Genomic DNA, 21,546 nt, shown 5'->3' with positions numbered 1-21,546 from the left:
GCATGGCCGATATCGATGCCAAAAAGGCCACTGCTTCGTTGCTCGATGTCGAGACATTCGGCCGCCGAACCGGGCTGAGTTTTGAGCAAATACTGGAAATGCTGGCCGTGGCCGGGATCGATGACAATGCTGACGCCAGCTACAGCCTGGTGCGAAGTTCCAATGCCTACCGCCCCAGCGGTAAGCCTGTGCTGGACAAGTTCCATTACGGCGCGGCATACATCAATGCACGTCGAAGCACGCCACTTACGATCAAGGATGCCTTGCCAGGGGCGGGTATCAAACCTCAGTTCGACTCGCTCGATTACGACTGCCTGCCGCGCATGTACCAGATGATCCACCTGCAACGGGCGCTGGCGCTGCCCTTCAACGACGTCGACCTGCTGTTGACGTCGATCCTGCGTGCCGAAGAGCAGACCGGCAACTGGCACCTCTCGCCGGCCACCCTCCGTGCCTTCGGGGTTTTCCGCTACCTGAACGAAGCCTATGGCATCAGCGCCGAGCAATTCGCCGCCCTGGTGTGCGAGGTCAATCCCTTTGCGGTTGGCGAGCAGGTGCCCATGCTCGACCGGGTACTCGATGGCCCAGGTGCCGGGCAGCTCGACCCGTTAAACCCTCTGATTATCGACGACCGCGCATTCGACCCAGCCGATGGTGAAGACGGCGAGTTCAAGGTCGTGCCCGCACTGGCAAGGGCTTTGGGCGTAGATGAACAGGCAACACAGGTGTATCTGGCGCAGGTCAAGCAGGCGCAAAAGTTGAAGACGCTCACTGTCTCGCTGTCGTTGCTCTCTTCCCTGTATCGCCTGAGCCGTTTGCATCGCCTGTTCCAGCGCTCCGCCCGCGAGGCAAGCGCACTGGCTGCGCTGCTGGCGACGACGGGTACCGATGTGCTTGCCCAATTGGCGGGCACGCCGCGGATCAAGGATGGCATCGGTAGCGATGTACTCGACACGCTCGTTGCGCTGAGCAACCTTGACCAATGGCTGCGTCAACAGCAGATCCTGCCCAGCGTATTGCTGGAGGCATTGACCCCAGTGCCCACTACCCAGGTGATGCTGGGCAGCACGCTGCTGGATACCCTTAAAGGGCAGCAGGCGTTTATCGAGGAAATGCTGCGACCCGAGGCGACTGAAAGCCAACAGCAAGATCGTGTCGCCAACTTGCTGGTGATCGTTTTTGGCAACCAGCGGGCTCAACCCGGCCTCAGCCTGCCGCATGTCCCACCGCTGCTGGGTTGGTCCGATACGACAGCCAAAGAGGTGCTGGAGGCAGCAATCACGCTCATCGGCCAGGCCGGCGAAGCCAAAGCCGAGACTAAGGACAAGGACAAGGCCGCGAAAATATCGGCAGCAGGCCAGTTGTGGTTCAAACTTGAGCGCCGCTGCGCGCTCATTACCCTTCTGCGCTTGAGCCCTGGCGTGCTGCGGGCGCTGAACGGCAAGCCGGAATGGTTCGACCTGGAAAAAACATCAGGCGAGGCCCCTGACCTGGACCTGTGCTATCAGCTCAGTCGCTTCCGGGATTGGGTCGAGGTGTGCAGGACCAATGGCGCCGATGAGCAAGACGCCATGAATTATTTGACCCGGCACCATACGGCGACTCCGGAGATCGGGCCAGTAGAAGTTGCCCAGGCTGCGAGCGCGTTAAGCGCGCTGTTGGGTTGGAGCGCGAGCGAAGTGGAAGTGGCCTGCCCAAGCAGCATGGCACTAGAGACGGTAGAGGAAACAAGGCCGACTTTTGACGACTTGCTGAAAACGCTCTCCGTGGAAGAACGGGCTTACTATGACGAAAGAGGAATCAGGAACGCCTTGAGGGAGTTTGTTGTTCGCCGAACGGGTTACAACGTTTACGTTAGTAAATTCCAAGGTTTTGTGGACAAACTTATTGAATTTCTCAAGCAAAACCCGGGATCGCTGTTACTTACGCAGGAACAGTACAACAAAGGATATAAACCTGATTTATGGGAAAAGTCGTGGGAAACATCCAAAACAGACCCAGCTTTTGGCTATTTCCCGATTGCCATGGAAGCACTGGCTGACCGGCCCGGAACGGTCAGCCGCCAGGTCGGCACGCCCCGTGTGCCCTGCACGATCAGCGATATCGACTACATCCTGAGGCTTAAACGGCTAAGCGATAGAACCGGCCTGGCCTGCAACTCGTTGCTGAGTCTCAGCGAGCTCACCGAGACCTCGCCGTACCGCGAATTCGAAAGTGCCAGCCAGTTGCTCATGGCCAGCGCCGATGACGCACTGCGGGAAATAGTAGACAAACAGATGCGCGAACACTGGCGCGACGCACTGGCCGGCTACCTGATCGCGCAGTGGGCTCCGCCCGAACCTGATAAACAGGCCAGCGTGGCCAGCTTCGATGACCTGTCGAGCTACTGCCTGAGCGACATCCGCTTCAGCAGCGAGGTCACCACCACGCGGCTCGACCAGGCCATCGGCAGCCTGCAACACTACCTCTCACGGCTGTTTGCGCGGCTTGAGCCGGGGTACGGCGACAGCGGCCCATCCGGCCAGGCTCAAGCCGAGTGGCAAAATGGCCTGGGGCAGTATGGTACGTGGAAGCGGACCAGGGAGCGGAACAACCACCCCGCCAACCTTATTTACTATGCCAACCGGCCGAACAAGAGCGTGGCCTTCCGGGAGCTAGAGGTCGAAATCAACCAGGGCAAGATGGACACTGCCTTGCTACACACGGCCGTGTGTAACTACCTCACAAAGTTTGAACGCATCAGTAATTTGCAAGTGATCAGCGGCTACCTGGATGGGCACGATCCCAAACAGGACACCTATCACCTGATCGCCAAAACCAATACCACACCCCATGAATATTACTGGCGAACACTCGACATGCGTATGCGTGACGAGCAGGAACGGCTCAGCCCGTTGGCCTGGAGCGAGTGGGAGAAAATCGACCTGGCGGCGACCGGCGAAATTACCCAGCACATGTCAGGAAACCAGCTGAGAGATACCATACGCCCTGTGGTTATTGCCGGACGACGCTATGTTTTTTGGATGGAGCGCGCCACTACCGACCTACCTGACCACGAAGACAGCACTAAGACCTATAAAAATAAACGTAAGTTTTCACTAAACTTTGCTTTTCAGCAGAGTGATGGAACGTGGAGTACAGGTAATGAGTTTTTATGTCTAAACGGCTACAAGGATGGGCAATGGAATCTAAATTACGCGAAGGATTTCACTTTCCAGCCCGGATTGATTGTAGTTGTCCACGAACCCAAGGAAACGCCAGATGATCCTCGGCTTGTGGCATTGATATATGACAGCACTCCAAAGGCTAGCAATGAGGAAGGCGCTAGCAATATAGACGCACGAGACAAAGATTACTTTATTCAGGCTAAGGATCTTCTGCTATTGGAAAACAAGGACATAGAAGACACAGAGCTTGAGAAGTTTAAAGAATCGCTAATAATTTCATACAAAGATAGCAACACAATTCAACACCCGCATGACGGAGCACCGATTTTCGTCAAGCTGCAAGAGACCGAAATAAACAAAGAATTGCAGCCTATCCATGCTGAAAATCTCACATTAGGACGTTCCGTACCCCTCGCAAAGCTTTACGATATCACCAAGTCAGACGAGCATGTAATAGCACAGTTCCAAAAAACACTACTTGAGAACACATCGATTACCGCAAAACCTTCCAGCTCATCAAGTACAAAAATCGCCATCGAAATATTTTTTAGACTATCGTTATCAGGCTGCGACGACCCAAAACTTGACACAGGCCTCACAATCATAACAACCGACAAAAACAACAACCAGAACACCGCACTTGCTGAAGTGCTAAACCTAAACAACACAGTCCAAAAATTTGAGTTCGACTGCACCAACATCAATGAATTTGAAGTAACCGCAGCGCTTTTCAGGCATGGAGTTAGGTCTTCAGAAAGCAGCGAACCAAGTCAGGATCTTTATAAGTCATTAAAATTCTCCCTACATCGCGATATCAAAAACAAAGCTGACGAACCCTGGACAATTTCAATAAACTCTAGCAATAGTCAAGCTCAATATCTTGACCTAACCAACGCAATTGAATTGGCCCCCTCACTGCCTTCTCACAAGATTCGACTGAACACGCTGTTTGGTAAAAACCTGGTAGCACGTGCCAGCCAAGGGCTCGAGACGGTACTGGCCTGGAACACACAGAACCTTCAAGAGCCGGCACTTGATGAAACAGGCACCACGGTCCCCATGGACTTTCACGGCGCCAATGCCTTGTACTTCCGTGAACTGTTCCTGCATGTGCCAGCCATGATTGCCATGCGCCTGACCGAGCAACAGCAGTTCGAGGAGGCCGAAGACTGGTACCTGCGTTATCTGTTCAACCCTTACCGCAACGAAGCCGACGACCACGGGCGGCCTGCCCCTTGGGGTACCCGCCCGCTGGCCCAGGTGGGAACCTTGAGTTCGACCCTGAACAAGGAAGTCGACCCCACCAGCCGAGTGTTCACCCTGTCGCGCCACTACCAGCAGGCAATCTACCTGGCGCTGGTGGAGAACTGGCAATCGCAGGGCGACCACTTCTACCGCCAGCTTACCCTCAGCGCGCTGAACCAGGCCTGGCTGTGCTACCAGCAGGCGCAGCAATTGCTCGGCCCGCTGCCCGAGGGCAGCAATGCCTCGCGCTGGAAGGCCGTGACCTTGGCCTCGGTAGACGAGGCCGGGTTCCGCCGGCCACTCAACGCCCGCGTGCTCGCCCTGCAGCAGACCCTGCAAAGCCGCCTGTACAACTTGCGCCACGGGCTTACCCTCGATGGCAAACAGCTGCCCCCGCTGGACTGGAACAGCGAAAGCCTGGACGCCTTCGACAACGGACGAGGTGGCGTGAGCAACCTGCCGATCCCCTATCGCAGTGGCCAGGTGGATATTCCCCACTACCGCTTCCGCCAAATGCTGCCGATGGCCAAAGCGGCCGCACAACAACTGGCAGACTTCGGACGGCACTATATGAAGTTGATGGAGGACGAGTTCAACACCAGCTTGTCGGTGCAGCTGAAAGCGCAGGATATCAAGATGGCCGACTTTGCAATTCGCCTTCAGAAAGAAGCAGTGAGCGGAATAACTGCCAAGAAGAGAACACTGCAACTAACCCGCGAAAAAGCATCCGCGCACAAGGATCGTTTGAGCCAGCTTATCGATGCCGGTCGCTCACCTGAAGAAGAGTCTGCGACGGCATTTAAATGGATAGCGAAGACTAGCAAAACAATTGGCGCCGCTTTCGAATTGGGGGCAGGTATAGTTAAGGGAGTAACCCCCACGATCTACGGGATGGCTATAGGTGGCAACGACCCTTCAGCCCCCCCGCGCACAACAGCACAAGTGTTCTACCTGTCATCAGACATATCGAAATTGATTGCCGATGAACTCGAAGTCCAAGCGGTTTACAACCGCCGCGCCGCTGAATGGGCGTTTGACAAGAGCCAGGTTGAATGGGATTTAAAGATCATCGACCAGCAGCTCGTCGAAACCAACATAGAACTCAACGCCAGTACCATCGCCCTCGCCCAGTGCCAACAGGACTTAGTCAATCTCAAGGAAGCCTACGTGTCCATGACTACCGGCTTCACCATCATCCCCATCTATAACTGGCTGGTGGCACGCCAGGAACAGATCTACGCCGCCGCCTACGACGCTGTACTCTCGCTGTGCATGAGTGCAGAGGCCGCCTGGCGCTACGAAATCGGTGATTACCGGCGTGACAGTTTCATTGATACCACCGCCTGGCGCGACCACTACAAAGGCATGCTGGTGGGCGAGTCGCTGTTGGTGAACTTGCAGCAGATGGAGAATGAGTACCTCGCCAGGAACGAACGGCGGTTGACGATCAAAAAATCGTTCAGCCTCATGAAAAAGCTGGACAGCATCGCAACCAAGGGAAACAAGTGGGCCGACATTTTCAAAAAGGCGGACGAGCGCACCGAGCCGCTGACCCACACATTCGCGTTCACGGCAGAAGACTTCGACAAGAGTTACCCGGGCCAATACCTGCGCCAAATCAAGTATGTGTCCGTCACGCTCGTGCTCAAAGCAGATAAGCCGGTGGAAGAACTGTGCGCACTGCTCAAGCAGACCGGCAGTACAACGCTGCTTGAGCCCGACTCGACCGCAGCATTCTCGCTCTACCCCGAGAGCAAGGACGACGCCAAGGCAAAAGCGGCTCGCGAAAACCCCAAGCTGGTGCTGCGCAATCCCCGCGAAAACCAGCAGATCGCGTTGTCATCGACGGTGGCCGAGGACGGGCTTGGGTACGATGCAGGCACCTGGGTCTACGAGCTGATGTTCCACGATGGCCGATACTTGCCATTCGAGGGTACCGGCGCCATCTCGCAATGGACACTCGAGCTGCTGGGCGATGAGGGCCTGCTCAAGGACCTCTCTGTCATCGAGGACATAAAGTTCAACATGGTCTACACCGCCAAGGCCGGAGATGAAACCTTCATGAAGGCGCTTGGCAAGGCCAGAAGCGAAGCCAAAGAGAAGGCAGCCCAAGCCAGCGAGAGTAAAAAGTAGGCAGACACCGTCTATCCTGTAGCAGCCCTTGCGACCCTTCGCCGGCTTATGCCACGAAGGGTCGCACAGCGGCCTCAGCGGTTCAGCCCTGCTCCAACCCTTCGAGCACCGCCTCGGCCAGTGCCAGGCCTTTCTCCAGCGAGTTTTCCGTTGCTGTCAGCAAACTGCGCAACGGCTCCCCGGCCTTCTCCAATGCCGCGGCATTGGTCTCATAGGCTGCCTTCAACGCCGCCACGGCGCACACCAGCGCATCCTCGCTATCGACCCCGGCCTGCACCGAGAGCATCGGCGCGTGGGCGTGATTGCAGGTGCCAAAGTGGGAACTGGCGGTGACCGGACGTGATTTGCGAAGGGTGAGGTTGACCAGCGATTCCTGGTTCATGGCTGCACCTCTCGATGAAAGGTGGCGATCTCGATAAATGCGAACGGTGGATCTGGAACGATCTTCTTGAGCATGGTGCATCTCCTTGCGGCTCTCCGTAATGACGCTCCGCACCCACACGCCAATATGGGTGGACGGAGCCGTGCGGGTTGGCGTGCCGGACAGAGAGAGCCGGTGAGCCCGAAGGCTCCCACACACGGCTCCGCCCATAACGGGTGCAGCCATGCAGGACACTGCTAAAAGTGCCCGCTCTCTGTATCCGGGACGCCAATCCCGAACCGCAGAAACTACTGCGGTGCGGCACGGTACTCAAGTACCGCTTATGTGTCAAAAGTGTTCACTGCCCCCGGCCCCAATCCTGTGCAGGCCCGTGCAGCAAGCACCATCCTGGCCCCACCCCGCGCCCCGATTCGTCGCACAACCGCTCTATCACGCACATTCCATCGCTCGGCACAGCCCTTGCAATCTCCGATATGGCCAACACCCACCATCACATCGGAGTGAGCACATGAAGCGACGCAGTCTGATCAAGGCCTTCACCCTCAGCGCATCGATTGCCGCAATGGGCCTGAGCTGGAGCATCCAGGCCGCCGAGACCATCAAGGTCGGCATTCTGCATTCGCTGTCGGGCACCATGGCCATTTCCGAGACCTCGCTCAAGGACATGGCGCTGATGACCATCGACGAGATCAACGCCAAGGGCGGGGTCAACGGCAAGCAGCTCGAGGCGGTGGTGGTGGACCCGGCGTCCAACTGGCCGCTGTTCGCCGAGAAGAGCCGCCAGCTGCTGACCCAGGACAAGGTAGCGGTGGTGTTCGGCTGCTGGACCTCGGTGTCACGCAAGTCGGTGCTGCCGGTGTTCGAGGAGCTCAACGGCCTGCTGTTCTACCCGGTGCAGTACGAGGGTGAAGAGATGTCGCCGAACGTGTTCTACACCGGTGCGGCACCCAACCAGCAAGCCATCCCGGCCGTCGAGTACCTGATGAGCGAGGACGGTGGCGGCGCCAAGCGCTTCTTCCTGCTGGGCACCGACTACGTCTACCCGCGCACCACCAACAAGATCCTGCGCGCCTTCCTGCACAGCAAGGGCGTGGCTGACAAGGACATCGAAGAGGTCTACACGCCGTTCGGCCACAGCGATTACCAGACCATCGTCGCCAACATCAAGAAGTTCTCGGCAGGCGGCAAGACGGCAGTGATCTCCACGGTCAACGGCGACTCCAACGTGCCGTTCTACAAGGAGCTGGCCAACCAGGGCCTGAAGGCCACCGACGTGCCGGTGGTGGCGTTCTCGGTGGGTGAGGAAGAACTGCGCGGCATCGATACCAAGCCGCTGGTGGGGCACCTGGCGGCGTGGAACTACTTCGAGTCGGTGGATAACCCAGTGAACCAGAAGTTCGTCGCCGACTGGAAGGCCTACGCCAAGGCCAAGGGCCTGCCAGGGGCAGACAAGGCGGTGACCAACGACCCGATGGAGGCCACCTACGTGGGCATTCACATGTGGGCGCAGGCCGCCGAGAAAGCCAAGTCCACAGACGTCGACAAAGTGCGTGAAGCATTAGCCGGGCAGAGCTTCAAGGCACCGTCGGGCTTCACCCTGACCATGGACAAGAGCAACCACCACCTGCACAAGCCGGTGATGATCGGCGAGATTCAGGATGACGGGCAGTTCAGTGTGGTGTGGCAGACAGAAGAGCCGCTGCGGGCGCAGCCTTGGAGCCCGTTCATTCCGGGGAATGACAAGCGGCCGGATTATGCGGTGAAGGGTAACTGAGTGCACTGGGGCTGCTGCGCAGCCCTATCGCGGATAAATCCGCTCCTACAGGTCCGTGTAGGAGCGGATTCATCCGCGATGAATCCACCGCCGATTTACAGGATGGCCCGCATGCTCAGACTCCTGCTCACCTTTCTACTGCTACTGCCCCTGGCCACCCAAGCCAGCGAAGGGGAATTCTTCCTCAGCGCCAAGCCCGCCGAACAGGCGCGCCTGCTCGAAACCTGGGCCGCGCAACCCGACGCCGCACGCCTGCCGCTGCTGGACAACCTGCGCCAGGGCCACATCGCCGAAAACGACACGCGCAAACTACGCCTGAACAACCGCCTGCGCGGCCTGATCGACAACGCCCTGGCCAGCCACCAGCTGCTCAGCGACAACAGCGCAACCCGCCTGGCCGCCGCCCAGCAGTTGCAGAAAAGCGCCCAGCCGGCACAGATGGCCTTCCTCGACCGACGCTTTGCCGCCGAACCCGACGCCGCCGTGCACGCCGCCCTCGGCCTGGCCCTGGCCAACCTGCAACTGGGCGCCAGCGACCCGGCAGTGCGTCTGGCCGCCGTACGCCTGCTCGGCGAAACCGGCGACCCGCTGGCCCGCACCCGGCTTGAAGCGCTACTACAACCTGACGCCGAAACCGACGCCGCCGTGCGCACCGCCGCCGAAACCAGCCTGGCCCAGGTGCAACGCAAACTGCTGGTGGGCGAACTGCTCGGCCAGGCCTTCAGCGGCCTGTCGCTGGGCTCGATCCTGCTGCTGGCGGCACTGGGACTGGCGATCACCTTCGGCCTGCTCGGGGTGATCAACATGGCCCACGGCGAGATGCTGATGCTCGGCGCCTACAGCACCTACATGGTCCAGGTGCTGCTGCAGCGCTATGCCCCCGGTGCCATCGAGTTCTACCCGTTGATCGCCCTGCCGGTGGCCTTCGCCGTCAGCGCCGGGGTCGGCATGGCCTTGGAGCGCACGGTGATCCGCCACTTGTATGGCCGCCCGCTGGAAACCCTGCTGGCCACCTGGGGCATCAGCCTGATCCTGATCCAGGCCGTGCGGCTGATCTTCGGCGCGCAGAACGTCGAGGTAAGCAACCCGGCCTGGCTGTCCGGTGGCATCCAGGTGCTGCCCAACCTGGTGCTGCCGTACAACCGCCTGGTGATCATCGGCTTCGCCCTCGCCGTGGTGCTGCTCACCTGGCTGCTGCTCAACCGCACGCGGCTGGGCCTGAACGTGCGCGCGGTCACCCAGAACCGCAACATGGCGGCCTGCTGCGGGGTGTCCACCGGGCGCGTCGACATGCTCGCCTTCGGCCTCGGCTCGGGCATTGCCGGGCTCGGTGGCGTGGCCTTGAGCCAGGTCGGCAACGTCGGCCCGGACCTGGGCCAGAGCTACATCATCGACTCGTTCCTGGTGGTGGTGCTCGGCGGCGTCGGGCAGCTGGCCGGCAGCCTGTGGGCGGCCTTCGGGCTGGGCATCGCCAACAAACTGCTGGAACCGCAGATCGGTGCGGTGCTGGGCAAGATCCTTATCCTTGCGCTGATCATTCTGTTCATCCAGAAGCGCCCGCAAGGCCTGTTCGCCCTCAAGGGACGGGTAATCGACTGATGAACCAGCCATTGATTGTCACTGCCACGCGCAAGGCCGGCACCCGGGTGTCGCTGGCCATCGGCGCCGTTGTCGTCCTGGTGCTGCTGGCCCTGCCGCTGCTGTCGCTGCTGCCCGACGGGCACAGGCTACAGGTCTCGGCCTATACCCTGACCCTGGTCGGCAAAATTCTTTGCTACGCCATCGTCGCCCTGGCCCTGGACCTGGTGTGGGGCTACGCCGGGTTGCTGTCGCTGGGCCACGGCCTGTTCTTCGCCCTGGGCGGCTATGCCATGGGCATGTACCTGATGCGCCAGGCGGCCGGTGATGGCCTGCCGGGCTTCATGACCTTCCTGTCGTGGAGCGAGCTGCCCTGGTACTGGGCCGGCACCCAGCACTTCGCCTGGGCGCTGTGCCTGGTAGTGCTGGCGCCGGGGCTGCTGGCGCTGGTGTTCGGTTTCTTCGCCTTCCGCTCGCGGATCAAGGGCGTGTACTTCTCGATCATGACCCAAGCCCTGACCTTTGCCGGGATGCTGCTGTTCTTCCGCAACGAAACGGGCTTTGGCGGCAACAACGGCTTCACCAATTTCCGCACCATCCTCGGTTTCGACATCACCGCCCAGGGCACCCGGGCCGTGCTGTTCCTGCTCACGGTGAGCCTGCTGCTGGGCAGCCTGTTCCTGTGCTGGCGCCTGACCCAGAGCAAGTTCGGGCGCCTACTCACCGCCGTGCGCGACGCCGAGAACCGCCTGATGTTCTGCGGCTACGACCCACGCGGCTTCAAACTGCTGGTGTGGGTGCTCAGCGCCGTGCTGTGCGGCCTGGCCGGGGCGCTGTACGTGCCGCAGGTGGGCATCATCAACCCCAGCGAGATGTCGCCGACCAACTCCATCGAGGCCGCCGTGTGGGTGGCCCTGGGCGGGCGCGGCACGCTGATCGGGCCACTGCTCGGCGCCGGCCTGGTCAATGGCATGAAGAGCTGGTTCACCGTGGCGTTTCCCGAGTTCTGGCTGTTCTTCCTCGGCGCGCTGTTCATCCTCGTCACCCTGTACCTGCCCAAGGGCGTGGTCGGCCTTGTGAAGAAAAGGAGCCAGCCATGAGAAGCGTGCCCCCGGCGCATCCGGAATTCATGCTCGAACCGATCTTCGACCAGGTCGGCAGCGGTCGCGAGGCCATCGGCCTGGGCCGGCGTCGCGAGGCCGGGCTCGACACCCGCCACGGCACGGTGCTGAGCCTGGAAGGCATCAGCGTCAGCTTCGATGGCTTCAAGGCGCTCAACGACTTGAACCTGTACATCGGCGTCGGCGAGCTGCGCTGCATCATTGGCCCCAACGGCGCCGGCAAGACCACGATGATGGACGTGATCACCGGCAAGACCCGCCCCGATTCGGGTACCGCGTTTTTCGGCGACACCCTCGACCTGACCCGCATGAGCGAATGCCAGATCGCCCAGGCCGGCATCGGCCGCAAGTTCCAGAAGCCCACGGTGTTCGAGGCGTTGACGGTGTTCGAGAACCTGGAGCTGGCGCTCAAGGCCGACAAGTCGGTGTGGGCCAGCCTGCTGGCACGCTTGAACGGCGAGCAGCGCCAGCGCATCGAGGAGGTGCTGACCACCTTGCGACTTCTGCCCCTGGCCCAGCGTCAGGCGGGGTTGTTGTCCCACGGGCAGAAGCAGTTCCTGGAGATCGGCATGCTGCTGGTGCAGGAGCCGAAGCTGCTGCTGCTCGACGAGCCGGTGGCGGGGATGACCGATGCCGAGACCGAGTTCACCGCCGAGCTGTTCCGCTCGCTGGCGGGCAGGCATTCGCTGATGGTGGTGGAGCATGACATGGGCTTCGTCGGCAGCATTGCCGACCATGTGACGGTGCTGCACCAAGGCAGCGTGCTGGCGGAAGGGTCGCTGGCGCAGGTGCAGGAGGATGAGCGGGTGGTCGAGGTGTACCTCGGTAGATAGGCCTATGAAGCCCGCTCCCACGTACAAATCACACAAGGGCAAGACATGCTGAAAATCGACACCCTGCACCAGTACTATGGCGGCAGCCACATCCTGCGCGGCCTGTCCTTCGAGGCCAAGGTCGGCGAGGTCACCTGCCTGCTCGGCCGCAACGGCGTGGGCAAGACCACTCTGCTGCGCTGCCTGATGGGCCTGCTGCCGGCCCGCGAAGGCCGCGTGGAATGGGAAGGCAAGCCGATCACCACGCTCAAGCCCCAGCAACGAGTGCAGGCCGGCATCGCCTACGTACCCCAGGGCCGCGAGATCTTCCCGCGCCTGACCGTGGAGGAAAACCTGCTGATGGGCCTGTCGCGCTTCCCCGCCCGCGAGGCACGGGATGTGCCGGCATTCATCTACGAACTGTTCCCGGTGCTCGAGCAGATGAAACAACGCCGAGGGGGCGACCTCTCGGGCGGCCAGCAGCAACAGTTGGCCATCGGCCGCGCCCTGGCCAGCCGACCGCGCCTGCTGATCCTCGACGAACCCACCGAAGGCATCCAGCCGTCAGTCATCAAGGAGATCGGCGCGGTGATCCGCAAACTCGCCGACCGGGGCGACATGGCCATCCTGCTGGTGGAGCAGTTCTACGACTTCGCCGAAGAGTTGGCCGACCAGTACCTGGTCATGGCCCGCGGCGAGATCGTCCAGCGCGGCCGCGGCGAAAACATGCAGGCCGAAGGTGTGCGCGGCCTGGTTACCATTTAATCTGCAACCACTTCCCTTGCGAGACGCTGCCATGAGTTACCAGATCCGCGACGCCCTGATCGACGACGTGCCGGGCATCCTCGACATCTACAACGACGCCGTGGCCAACACCACGGCGATCTGGAACGAAACCCCGGTGGACCTGGCCAATCGCCTGGCCTGGTTCGAGGCCCGCGCGCAGCAGGGCTATCCAATCCTGGTGGCGGTGGATGACAGCGGCGTGCTCGGTTACGCCTCGTTCGGCGACTGGCGGCCATTCGAGGGCTTTCGCCATACGGTCGAACATTCGGTGTACATCCGGGGCGACCAGCGCGGCAAAGGTCTGGGCCCGGTGCTGATGGCAGCACTGGTCGAGCGGGCCAGGGACTGTGGCAAGCATGTGATGGTCGCCGCCATCGAAAGCGGCAATGCCGCATCGGTGCGCCTGCATGAGCGGCTGGGGTTCGTGGTGACCGGGCAGATGCCGCAGGTGGGCGTGAAGTTCGGCCGGTGGCTGGACCTGACCTTCATGCAATTGATGCTCAATCCAGGGGCACAGCCGTGAAACCCGAGGGGCCGCCGTGCGGCCCCACAACGTTCACATCTGGGTAAACCGGCCCAACCGTTGGCGCAGCATATGGTTCTCGCTGCGCAACTGCTGCACTTCCTCCAGCAATTCCAGCGCCAGCGCCACCCCTTCCCACTCGAGCTCCAGCTGATCATGCAGCTTCACCGCGCGTTTGAGGGTGACCGGCGCGCGGTCGTCGAACACCCACTCCTCCGGCGTTCGCCCCGAAGGTTCAACAATGCCGTGCTCGACGATCTCGATCACGCAATCGGCCGTGAGGTCGGCTTCCTGGCAAAGGGTACGCATGTCCAGTTGAACGATCAGGGTGCTGCTCATGATCACTTACTCCATTGAGTCCTCGGATTGAACGCGGCTTTCTCGGAGAGCTGGGTCCACAGTGCGCGCGTTGCGTCATCGGATTGGGCGGGCATTACTACCTTGAGCTGGGCGTACAGGTCGCCGCGCTCGCCCTGCTTGTTCAGCAGGCCCATGCCCTTGACCCGCAGGCGCTGGCCGCTCTGGCTGTCGGGGCGGATGGTCAGGTTGATCTTGCCGGTCAGGGTCGGCACGGCCACCTTGGCGCCGAGCGCCGCCTCCCACGGTGCCAACGGCACGGTGATGATCAGGTCATGACCTTCGACATCGAACAGCGGGTGCGGTGCCATGCGGATGGTCAGGAACAGGTCGCCATTGGCGCCACCGCCCACGCCCGGCGCGCCCTGGCCCTTGAGGCGGATGCGCTCGCCGTCGGTCACCCCGGCAGGGATCTTCACGTTCAGGGTCTTGGTGGTGAACCCGGTGCGCTGGCCGGCAGCGTTGGTCTGCGGCACCTGGAAGCTGATCTGCTTGGATTCCTTGTTCAGGGTTTCCTCGAGGAACACCGCCAGTTCCAGTTCCACGTCCTGCCCTCGCCTGCCGGCACTGCGTTGTTGCCGGCCACCGCCGCCACCGAAGGGGTTGCCACCCCGGGCGCCGAAGATCGAGCTGAAGAAATCGGAAAAATCGCCGCCCTCGAAGCCACCGCCGCCGCCATTGCCGCCACGGGACTGCCAGCCAGGCGGTGCCTGGAACGGGCGGCCATGCTGGCCGCCGTACTTGCGGATCTCGTCGTACTCGGCGCGCTTGTCCTTGTCGCCAAGCACTTCGTAGGCCTCGTTGGCCTCCTTGAACTTGTCCTCGGCGTCACGCTCCTTGCTGACGTCGGGGTGATACTTGCGCGCGAGCTTGCGGTACGCGGCCTTGATCGCCTTCTCGTCCGCGCTCGCCTCGACGCCGAGTATCTTGTAATAGTCTTTGAAGTCCATCTATGGATCACCGATGTGAATGTACGTATTGCTACTGAAGATTGGGGTCAAGCATAGCCTTTCAAGGTTCATCCGGGGTTGCGCTATCGCAGACGACCGGTCTTGATTTAGCTGCAGAACGGCATAAACTGCGCGGCCGTTTTGCCTCCGGAAGCTTTCTCCATGTCTGACGTATCCCCGGCCCGTGCCCTCGGCATCGACTTCGGCACCTCCAACTCCACGGTCGGCTGGCACCGCCCTGGCGCCGAATCGCTGATCGCCCTGGAAGACGGCAAGATCACCCTGCCGTCGGTGGTCTTCTTCAACATCGAGGAACGTCGCCCAGTGTATGGCCGCCTGGCCCTGCACGAGTACCTGGAGGGCTACGAAGGCCGCCTGATGCGCTCGCTCAAGAGCCTGCTGGGCTCCAAGCTGATCAAGCACGACACCAGCGTGCTGGGCAGCGCCCTGCCGTTCAAGGACCTGCTGGGCATGTTCATCGGCGAACTGAAAAAGCGCGCCGAAGCCGATGCCGGCCGTGAATTCGACCAGGTGGTGCTGGGCCGCCCGGTATTCTTCGTCGACGAGGACCCGGCCGCCGACCAGGAAGCCGAGGATACCTTGGCGGAAGTTGCGCGCAAGATCGGCTTCAAGGACGTGTCGTTCCAGTACGAACCGATCGCCGCGGCCTTCGACTACGAGTCGGGCATCAGCCGTGAAGAGCTGGTACTGATTGTCGATATCGGCGGTGGTACCTCGGACTTTACCCTGATCCGCCTGTCGCCGGAGCGCCACCTGGTGGCCGAGCGCCAGGACGACATCCTCGCCACCGGCGGCGTGCACATCGGCGGTACCGACTTCGACAAGCAGCTGAGCCTGCAGGGCGTGATGCCACTGTTCGGCTACGGCAGCCGGATGAAGAGCGGCGCGCTGATGCCCACCAGCTACCACCTCAACCTGGCCACCTGGCACACCATCAATGCTTTGTATGCGCAGAAGTCGCAGCTGGCCCTGGGCAGCATGCGCTATGACATCGAGGACACCCTCGGTATCGACCGCCTGTTCAAGCTGATCGAGCAGCGCGCCGGGCACTGGCTGGCGATGGAGGTGGAGGCGAGCAAGATCGAGCTGACCGAACGCGACAGCCGGAGCATCGACTTTGGCCGGATCGAACCGCAGCTGTCGGCCGAGCTGACCCGGGCACTGTTCGAAGATGCAATTGACGGTTTGCTCGAGCGCGTGCGCGGTAGTGTGAGCGAACTGCTGGCCAAGGCCGGCGTGAGCGAGAGCCAGGTGGACACGGTGTTCTTCACCGGCGGCTCCAGCGGCATTCCGGCGCTGCGCAACAGCGTGGCGGCAATGCTGCCCAATGCGCGGCATGTGGAAGGCAATATCTTCGGCAGCATTGGTAGCGGCCTGGCGATCGAGGCGCGCAAGCGTTACGGCGTGATCTGATCGATTTGGGGCCGCTTTGCGGCCCCGGTGATCCTCAGACCAGCTCAGCCCGCTTCAACTCACTCTTCAGGTACGCGTAATAAATCGGCCCCGCCACCACCCCCGGCAGGCCGAACGCCGCCTCGAACACCAGCATCGCCAGCAACAGCTCCCAGGCCTTGGCACTGATCTGCCCGCCGACGATCCGCGCGTTGAGGAAATACTCGACCTTGTGGATCACGATCAGATAGCCCAGCGCCGCCATCGCCACCCAGATCGACAGCGACAGGCCAACGATGGTGATCAGGGTGTTGGACATCAGGTTGCCGATCACCGGCAGCAGCCCGAGCAGGAAGGTCAGCACGATCAGGGTCTTGGTCAGCGGCAGGTGCACGCCGAACAGCGGCAACACCACGGCGAGGAAGATGCCGGTAAAGAAGGTGTTGAGCAGCGAGATCTTGATCTGCGCGAAGACGATGTTGCGAAACGCCTGCACCAGCAGGCTCAGGCGCTCGAACAAGGCTGCGGCCAGGGGCTTGCGCCGGGAAATGTCGGGGATGCGCTGCAGGGCGACGATGGCGCCGAGGATCATGCCGATCAACAGGGTCACGAACATGTGCGCCATGCCCTTGCCAACCAGTTGCAGGTCGCTCAGGTGGCTCTTGATCCATTCGCCGATGGCCACCTTGAACTCGGCGGCGCTGGCCGGCAGGTAGGCTTCGATGAACGGCGGCAACTGGCCACGGGCACGCTCGACCAGGCCCATGAACTTGTCCAGCGAGGCGCCGGGGTTCTCGGCCTCATGCAGCAGGAAACTGAAAGCGCCGGCAATCAGCAGGGTGAGCGTGCTCACCACCAGGGTGCCGAGCAGCGCCACCGCCAGCCAGCGCGCGCGCTGCCCGGCGATCAGCGGCTGCAACCTGGGGGTGAGCATGTTGACCAACTCGAACACCAGCAAGCCGGCGAGCAGGCTCGGCAGCAGCTTCAGGGGCAGCGCCAGCAACAGGCCGGCCATGACGATGATCCAGCTGGCCAGGGTGACCTGGCGGGGGGTGAAGGTCATACAGCCTCGACGGCAGACAGCGGAAAGTCCCGCAGTCTGCCAGCCTTCACGGCAGAGGCATAGGCGCAGGTCATTTCTTCTTCAGGCAGTCGCTCATGAAGGTCTTGCGCTCGTCGCCCTTGAGCGCCTTGGTGGTGGCGTCGGCGTTGCAGGTTTTCATCTTCTCCTGCTGGGTGGCGGCAGGCTTGGCCTTGAGGCAGGTGCTCATGAATGCCTTGCGTTCGTCGCCCTTGAGCGCCTTGGCGGTGGCGTCGGCGTTGCAGGTCTTCATCTTTTCCTGTTGCGCGGTGGCGGCAAATCCTTGCCCCGCGATCATCATGCCCAACACCAGCAGGGGTACGTGCAGCAGCTTCATGGAGTGGTCTCCTTGCCTGCGCGCCGGATGCGCGCTCGTCGCTGCTGAGTGTAGACAAGAAATTTTACATCTCAGTCCGCGCCCGCCGTCGGTACTGCTCCGGCGTGCACCGGGCCTGGCGCTGGAACATGGCGATGAAGGCCGAGGCGCTGCTGTAGCCGAGGTCGAAGGCGATGGCCTGGATCGCGGTGCCTGCCTCGAGCGCCTCGATGGCGCGTAGAAAGCGCAGGCGCAGGCGCCATTCGCCGAAGCTCATCCCCAGTTCACGCAGGAACTGCCGCGCCAGGGTGCGCTCGCTGACATGCACCTGTGCGGCCCAGTGGGCCAGCGGGCGGTTGTCGCCGGGTTCGCCATGCAATTCTTCAAGCACCTGGCGCAGGCTGTCGCTGCGGGCGAAGGGCAGGTAGCAGGTCTGGGTCTGCGCCAGGTGCAACTGGTCGAGCAGCACCTGTGCGAGGCGCTGGTCACGCTCGTCCCGGGCGATGCGCAGGTCGCGGCGGGCAAAGTCGCCGAGGATCGCCTTGAGGATATCGCTGATCACCAGGCTGCAGGGTTGCGCCGGCAGCCCGGCACACAGGCTGCGGTCAAGGTAGACCGAGCGGTAGACGATGGCCTGGGGGTTGTAGCAGCCATGTTCGGTGTCCGGCGGCACCCACACGGCGTAGTGCGGCGGCGAGATGAAGCGCTGGCCTTCGACGTCCAGGTGCATCAGGCCATGGGACGCGTAGTTGAGCTGGCCCCAGGGATGACGGTGCGGGGCGCTGTGGGTGTCGGCACCGAATTCGTCGTAGCGAAAGTACACCGGGGCCGGGAGCTGGTCGAAGCGCGGAATGTCGAGGTACTTGCGGGCCATGCTGTCTGCTTCGCGGGGTAGGTTGTCTGGATGGAAGTATAGGCATGCAAGCAGACAAGCGATAATACCCGCCGTCATACCCTCCCTGCAGGAGCGAGCCCGCTCCTGCAGGGGACACCCGTTACCTGAGAGTCCCAATGAACTACCTCTTCCCCCTCATCGCCATCCTCATCTGGGCCGGCAACACCGTGGTCACCAAGATGTCCGCGGGGGCCATCTTCCCGGCCGAGATCGGTTTCTACCGCTGGCTGCTGGCCGGCCTGCTGTTCACGCCCTTCCTGCTGCCCCAGGTCTGGCGCAACCGCGCGGCGATCCGCCCGCACCTGGGCAAGGTGTTCGTGCTGGGCGTGCTGGGCATGGCCATCTACCAGAGCCTGGCGTACTTCGCCGCCAGCATCACCAGCGCCACCAACATGGGCATCATCCTCTCGCTGATGCCGCTGATGTCACTGGCCCTGTCCATCGCCTGGCTGGGCCAGCGCCTGAGCTACGGCGCGCTGCTGGGCGCGATCGTGTCGTTCTTCGGCGTGCTCGAAGTTGTCTCGGCCGGACAGCCTGGCACGCTGCTGCACCAGGGCCTGAACAGTGGCGACCTGATGATGCTGGTGGCCACCCTCGCCTATGCGCTGTACAGCTTCCTGCTGAAGAAATGGCAACTGCGCCTGCCGCCGCTGCAGTTGCTCTACCTGCAGGTGCTGGTGGCGATCCTGGTGCTGCTGCCGCTGTTCGTGCTGTCACCGAAGACCGGGCTGAACGGCCACAACTTCGGCCTGGTGCTGTATGCCGGCCTGCTGGCCTCGATGGTCGCGCCGCGGGTTTGGATGCAGGCCGTGCATCGCCTTGGCCCGAGCCGCACAACACTGTTCTTCAACCTGCTGCCGGTGGTCACGGCGGTGATCGCCGCCGTGGTGCTGGACGAGCAACTGGCCAGTTATCACCTGGTCGGCGGCTTGCTGACACTGGTCGGCGTGCTGCTGGCCGAGCGCTGGACAACGCCAGTACGGCGCACGGTCACAACCCCGCGGCCTTGAGCCGCGCGGCATGTTCGGTGAACAGCCGCACCGGCTCGGCGCCCTTGCCCACGGCGCCGAGGGACTGGTTGACGATGTCCAGGTGATCGAGCGGATAGTCGTCGCCGATCACCTGGCCCAGGTGCGAGCTGAAGCGCCCGACCATGCCGTCGCAGTGGCCCTTCTCGCGCACGAAGCTACGGGCGAACAGACGGCAGAAGCGATTGCTGCCGTCGAAGCGGTTCAACCCCTGGTCGGTGCGGCCCGGCTGCAAGGTGCCTGACCAGGAGTAGTAACGCACACCGTTCACCTCGGCCGGCCCCTCGCCGCCCCAGACCTCGGGCAGCCCCTGTGGATAAGCCTGGTTGAACAGCGCCACTCCGGCGCTGGTCAGCGACTGGTGCGAGGCATGCACGTCGATCGGCAGCGGATCCCGGCGCCAGCCAGTCTCCAGCCAACCCAGCAGCACGGCGAAACCATGCAGCACGGCCTTGAGGATGCGCCCCTTGGCGGAGTCGCCCGGCGCCGTGCGTTCAAGGTGGTCGGCCAGCTCCGAGCCATGGTTGGGGCCGGCCACCGAGGTCACCGAGGCCACCCGGCCTGGCCGCTTCGCCGCCGCATAGCGGGCACTGAGCGCGCCCTGGCTGTGGCCGATCAGGTTGACCTTCTCGGCCCCCGTGCGCCGGCAGATGTCCTCGATGATGATCAATAGCTGCTCGCCGCGCACCTCGCTGGAATGCAGCGGCGACACCTGCACCGGATACACCTGCGCGCCGCCCCGGCGCAACGCCGGGACAATGCCGAACCAGTAGGGATACAGCAGCGCCCGCACGAAACCGAGCATGCCCGGCACCAGCACCAGTGGATAACGCGTGGCCAGTTCCTGACTCATCACCCTGCCCTCTTCCATGGACGACCGGCCCACACTACAGCGCGCCCTGTGTCATTCGCAATCGAACTCCCGGCGCGCCGCGCGGTTCCAAGCAGAACAGACCCTGAGCAAGGAGCGGGACCATGTACAAGCAGACCCTGGCCATCCTTCTGGCAAGCGCCACCCTCGCCGCCTGCGGCAGCCGCCCGGAAAACCCGGTGGACTACGTCACCTACCGCGACGAACCGCTGGTCAAGCAGGTGGAGCACGGCATGACCATGCAGAAGGTCATCGCCATCGGCGGCAGCCCATCGAATGTCAGCGACCTGCCCCACGGCGGCACCTGCAACGACTACATCCTCAACCGTGATGGCCAGCAACAGCCCTATTACGTGCGCTTCGACGCCACCGGGCATGTCGACGCCAAGGGCTTCAAGACCTGCAAGCAACGCCAGGAAGACAGCGACGCCGTCCACGGCGCATGACACCCCATGACTACCCTGATCCTTTCGGAGATGAACATGAGCGTTGAACTGACCGATGTGAAAACCCTGCGCGAACGTGCCCGCCAGCATGTCGAGCAAGGCGCGGTGACCGAGGGTTACCACGCCGATCGCGAGAAGATCCTGCGCCTGCTCAACGAGTCGCTGGCCACCGAGCTGGTCTGCGTGCTGCGCTACAAGCGTCACTACTTCATGGCCAGCGGTATCAAGGCCAGCGTCGCCGCCGCGGAGTTCCTCGAGCACGCCACCCAGGAAGCCGAGCATGCCGACAAGCTGGCCGAGCGCATCGTGCAACTGGGCGGCGAGCCGGACTTCAACCCCGACAACCTGACCAAGAATTCCCATGCCCAGTACGTGGCGGGCAGTTCATTGAAGGAGATGGTGCTGGAGGACCTGGTGGCCGAACGGATCGCCATCGACAGCTACCGCGAGATCATCCAGTACATCGGCGACAAGGACCCGACCACGCGGCGCATCTTCGAGGACATCCTGGCCCAGGAAGAAGAGCACGCCGACGATATGTCGGATCTGTTGCAGGGCTTGTAATGTTGGGGGCGCTGCGCGCCCCAATCGCCGGCAAGCCGGCTCCCACAGGCGATCGGTGATAACTGTGGGAGCCGGCTTGCCGGCGATCGGGCCGCAAAGCGGCC

At 62.2% G+C, this 21,546-nt stretch carries 18 protein-coding genes; 11 read left to right on the top strand and 7 right to left on the bottom strand.

Annotated elements, in window-relative coordinates:
- The first annotated feature begins 2 nt into the window (after positions 1-2).
- Positions 3-6,545, top strand: coding sequence for a Tc toxin subunit A-related protein (locus ACODS9_RS11050; protein ID WP_489093899.1), 6,543 nt, complete (start codon positions 3-5; stop codon positions 6,543-6,545).
- Between the two features lie 82 nt (positions 6,546-6,627).
- Here ACODS9_RS11050 and ACODS9_RS11045 read toward each other — a convergent pair whose 3' ends face one another.
- On the bottom strand, positions 6,628-6,927 hold the full coding sequence (locus ACODS9_RS11045) for a hypothetical protein (RefSeq protein WP_489093898.1): 300 nt from the start codon (positions 6,925-6,927) through the stop codon (positions 6,628-6,630).
- A gap of 508 nt (positions 6,928-7,435) precedes the next feature.
- Between ACODS9_RS11045 and urtA the strand changes: the two genes are divergently transcribed.
- The 6 genes from urtA to ACODS9_RS11015 all read left to right on the top strand — a co-directional run bounded on the left by urtA (position 7,436) and on the right by ACODS9_RS11015 (position 13,521).
- Positions 7,436-8,701 (top strand): urea ABC transporter substrate-binding protein, encoded by a 1,266-nt coding sequence (gene urtA / locus ACODS9_RS11040; protein WP_094012233.1) that lies wholly within the window; start codon positions 7,436-7,438, stop codon positions 8,699-8,701.
- Positions 8,702-8,812: 111 nt separating this feature from the next.
- Positions 8,813-10,300 (top strand): urea ABC transporter permease subunit UrtB, encoded by a 1,488-nt coding sequence (gene urtB / locus ACODS9_RS11035; protein ID WP_489093897.1) that lies wholly within the window; start codon positions 8,813-8,815, stop codon positions 10,298-10,300.
- Entirely contained in the window at positions 10,300-11,379 is a 1,080-nt protein-coding gene (urtC, locus tag ACODS9_RS11030; protein ID WP_489093896.1) for an urea ABC transporter permease subunit UrtC, read from the top strand. The genes urtB and urtC overlap by 1 nt, the downstream gene beginning before the upstream one ends.
- Positions 11,376-12,233 (top strand): urea ABC transporter ATP-binding protein UrtD, encoded by an 858-nt coding sequence (urtD, locus tag ACODS9_RS11025; protein ID WP_489093895.1) that lies wholly within the window; start codon positions 11,376-11,378, stop codon positions 12,231-12,233. Before urtC ends, urtD begins: the two co-directional genes overlap by 4 nt.
- A 45-nt stretch (positions 12,234-12,278) precedes the next feature.
- Positions 12,279-12,977: an urea ABC transporter ATP-binding subunit UrtE gene (urtE, locus tag ACODS9_RS11020; protein WP_401109114.1), complete on the top strand. Its 699-nt coding sequence runs from the start codon at positions 12,279-12,281 to the stop codon at positions 12,975-12,977.
- A gap of 31 nt (positions 12,978-13,008) precedes the next feature.
- Complete coding sequence (locus ACODS9_RS11015; RefSeq protein ID WP_489093894.1) at positions 13,009-13,521, top strand: GNAT family N-acetyltransferase; 513 nt, start codon at positions 13,009-13,011, stop codon at positions 13,519-13,521.
- 33 nt (positions 13,522-13,554) lie between these two features.
- Here the strand turns inward: ACODS9_RS11015 and ACODS9_RS11010 are convergent, their stop codons facing one another.
- Together ACODS9_RS11010 and cbpA are read right to left on the bottom strand one after the other, a co-directional pair.
- Positions 13,555-13,860 (bottom strand): chaperone modulator CbpM, encoded by a 306-nt coding sequence (locus ACODS9_RS11010; RefSeq protein ID WP_023630087.1) that lies wholly within the window; start codon positions 13,858-13,860, stop codon positions 13,555-13,557.
- Positions 13,861-13,862: 2 nt separating this feature from the next.
- Complete coding sequence (cbpA, locus tag ACODS9_RS11005; protein WP_046854027.1) at positions 13,863-14,828, bottom strand: curved DNA-binding protein; 966 nt, start codon at positions 14,826-14,828, stop codon at positions 13,863-13,865.
- A 162-nt stretch (positions 14,829-14,990) separates the two neighbouring features.
- On the opposite strand from cbpA, the gene ACODS9_RS11000 reads away from it, so the two are divergent.
- The gene (locus ACODS9_RS11000) at positions 14,991-16,262 is read left to right on the top strand and encodes an Hsp70 family protein (protein ID WP_489093893.1); all 1,272 of its coding nucleotides are present in this window, start codon (positions 14,991-14,993) and stop codon (positions 16,260-16,262) included.
- Positions 16,263-16,296: 34 nt separating this feature from the next.
- Here ACODS9_RS11000 and ACODS9_RS10995 read toward each other — a convergent pair whose 3' ends face one another.
- The 3 genes from ACODS9_RS10995 to ACODS9_RS10985 all read right to left on the bottom strand — a co-directional run bounded on the left by ACODS9_RS10995 (position 16,297) and on the right by ACODS9_RS10985 (position 18,512).
- Positions 16,297-17,304, bottom strand: a complete 1,008-nt coding sequence (locus ACODS9_RS10995; protein ID WP_046854025.1) for an AI-2E family transporter — start codon at positions 17,302-17,304, stop codon at positions 16,297-16,299.
- A 70-nt stretch (positions 17,305-17,374) separates the two neighbouring features.
- Positions 17,375-17,659 carry a PsiF family protein gene (locus ACODS9_RS10990; protein WP_023630090.1) on the bottom strand — a complete coding sequence of 95 codons (285 nt, stop codon included), beginning with the start codon at positions 17,657-17,659 and terminating at the stop codon, positions 17,375-17,377.
- Between the two features lie 64 nt (positions 17,660-17,723).
- Positions 17,724-18,512 (bottom strand): AraC family transcriptional regulator, encoded by a 789-nt coding sequence (locus tag ACODS9_RS10985; RefSeq protein ID WP_367857834.1) that lies wholly within the window; start codon positions 18,510-18,512, stop codon positions 17,724-17,726.
- A 137-nt stretch (positions 18,513-18,649) separates the two neighbouring features.
- Here ACODS9_RS10985 and ACODS9_RS10980 point away from each other — a divergent pair, with 137 nt between their 5' ends.
- Positions 18,650-19,543, top strand: coding sequence for a DMT family transporter (locus tag ACODS9_RS10980; protein ID WP_023632532.1), 894 nt, complete (start codon positions 18,650-18,652; stop codon positions 19,541-19,543).
- Here the strand turns inward: ACODS9_RS10980 and ACODS9_RS10975 are convergent.
- The gene (locus ACODS9_RS10975) at positions 19,524-20,414 is read right to left on the bottom strand and encodes a lipase family alpha/beta hydrolase (RefSeq protein WP_367857832.1); all 891 of its coding nucleotides are present in this window, start codon (positions 20,412-20,414) and stop codon (positions 19,524-19,526) included. The genes ACODS9_RS10980 and ACODS9_RS10975 overlap by 20 nt on opposite strands.
- A 122-nt stretch (positions 20,415-20,536) precedes the next feature.
- Here ACODS9_RS10975 and osmE point away from each other — a divergent pair, with 122 nt between their 5' ends.
- Both osmE and ACODS9_RS10965 read left to right on the top strand, forming a co-directional pair.
- Positions 20,537-20,878 carry an osmotically-inducible lipoprotein OsmE gene (osmE, locus tag ACODS9_RS10970; protein WP_023631201.1) on the top strand — a complete coding sequence of 114 codons (342 nt, stop codon included), beginning with the start codon at positions 20,537-20,539 and terminating at the stop codon, positions 20,876-20,878.
- Between the two features lie 6 nt (positions 20,879-20,884).
- A complete protein-coding gene (locus tag ACODS9_RS10965; protein WP_023631202.1) occupies positions 20,885-21,442 on the top strand; it encodes a ferritin-like domain-containing protein in 558 nt (185 codons plus the stop codon).
- Positions 21,443-21,546 lie beyond the last annotated feature (104 nt).

The organism is Pseudomonas sp. FG36 (genome assembly GCF_057809275.1).
The sequence above is the reverse complement of the archived record's forward strand: the minus strand, read 5'-3'. Positions and strand labels throughout refer to the sequence as shown.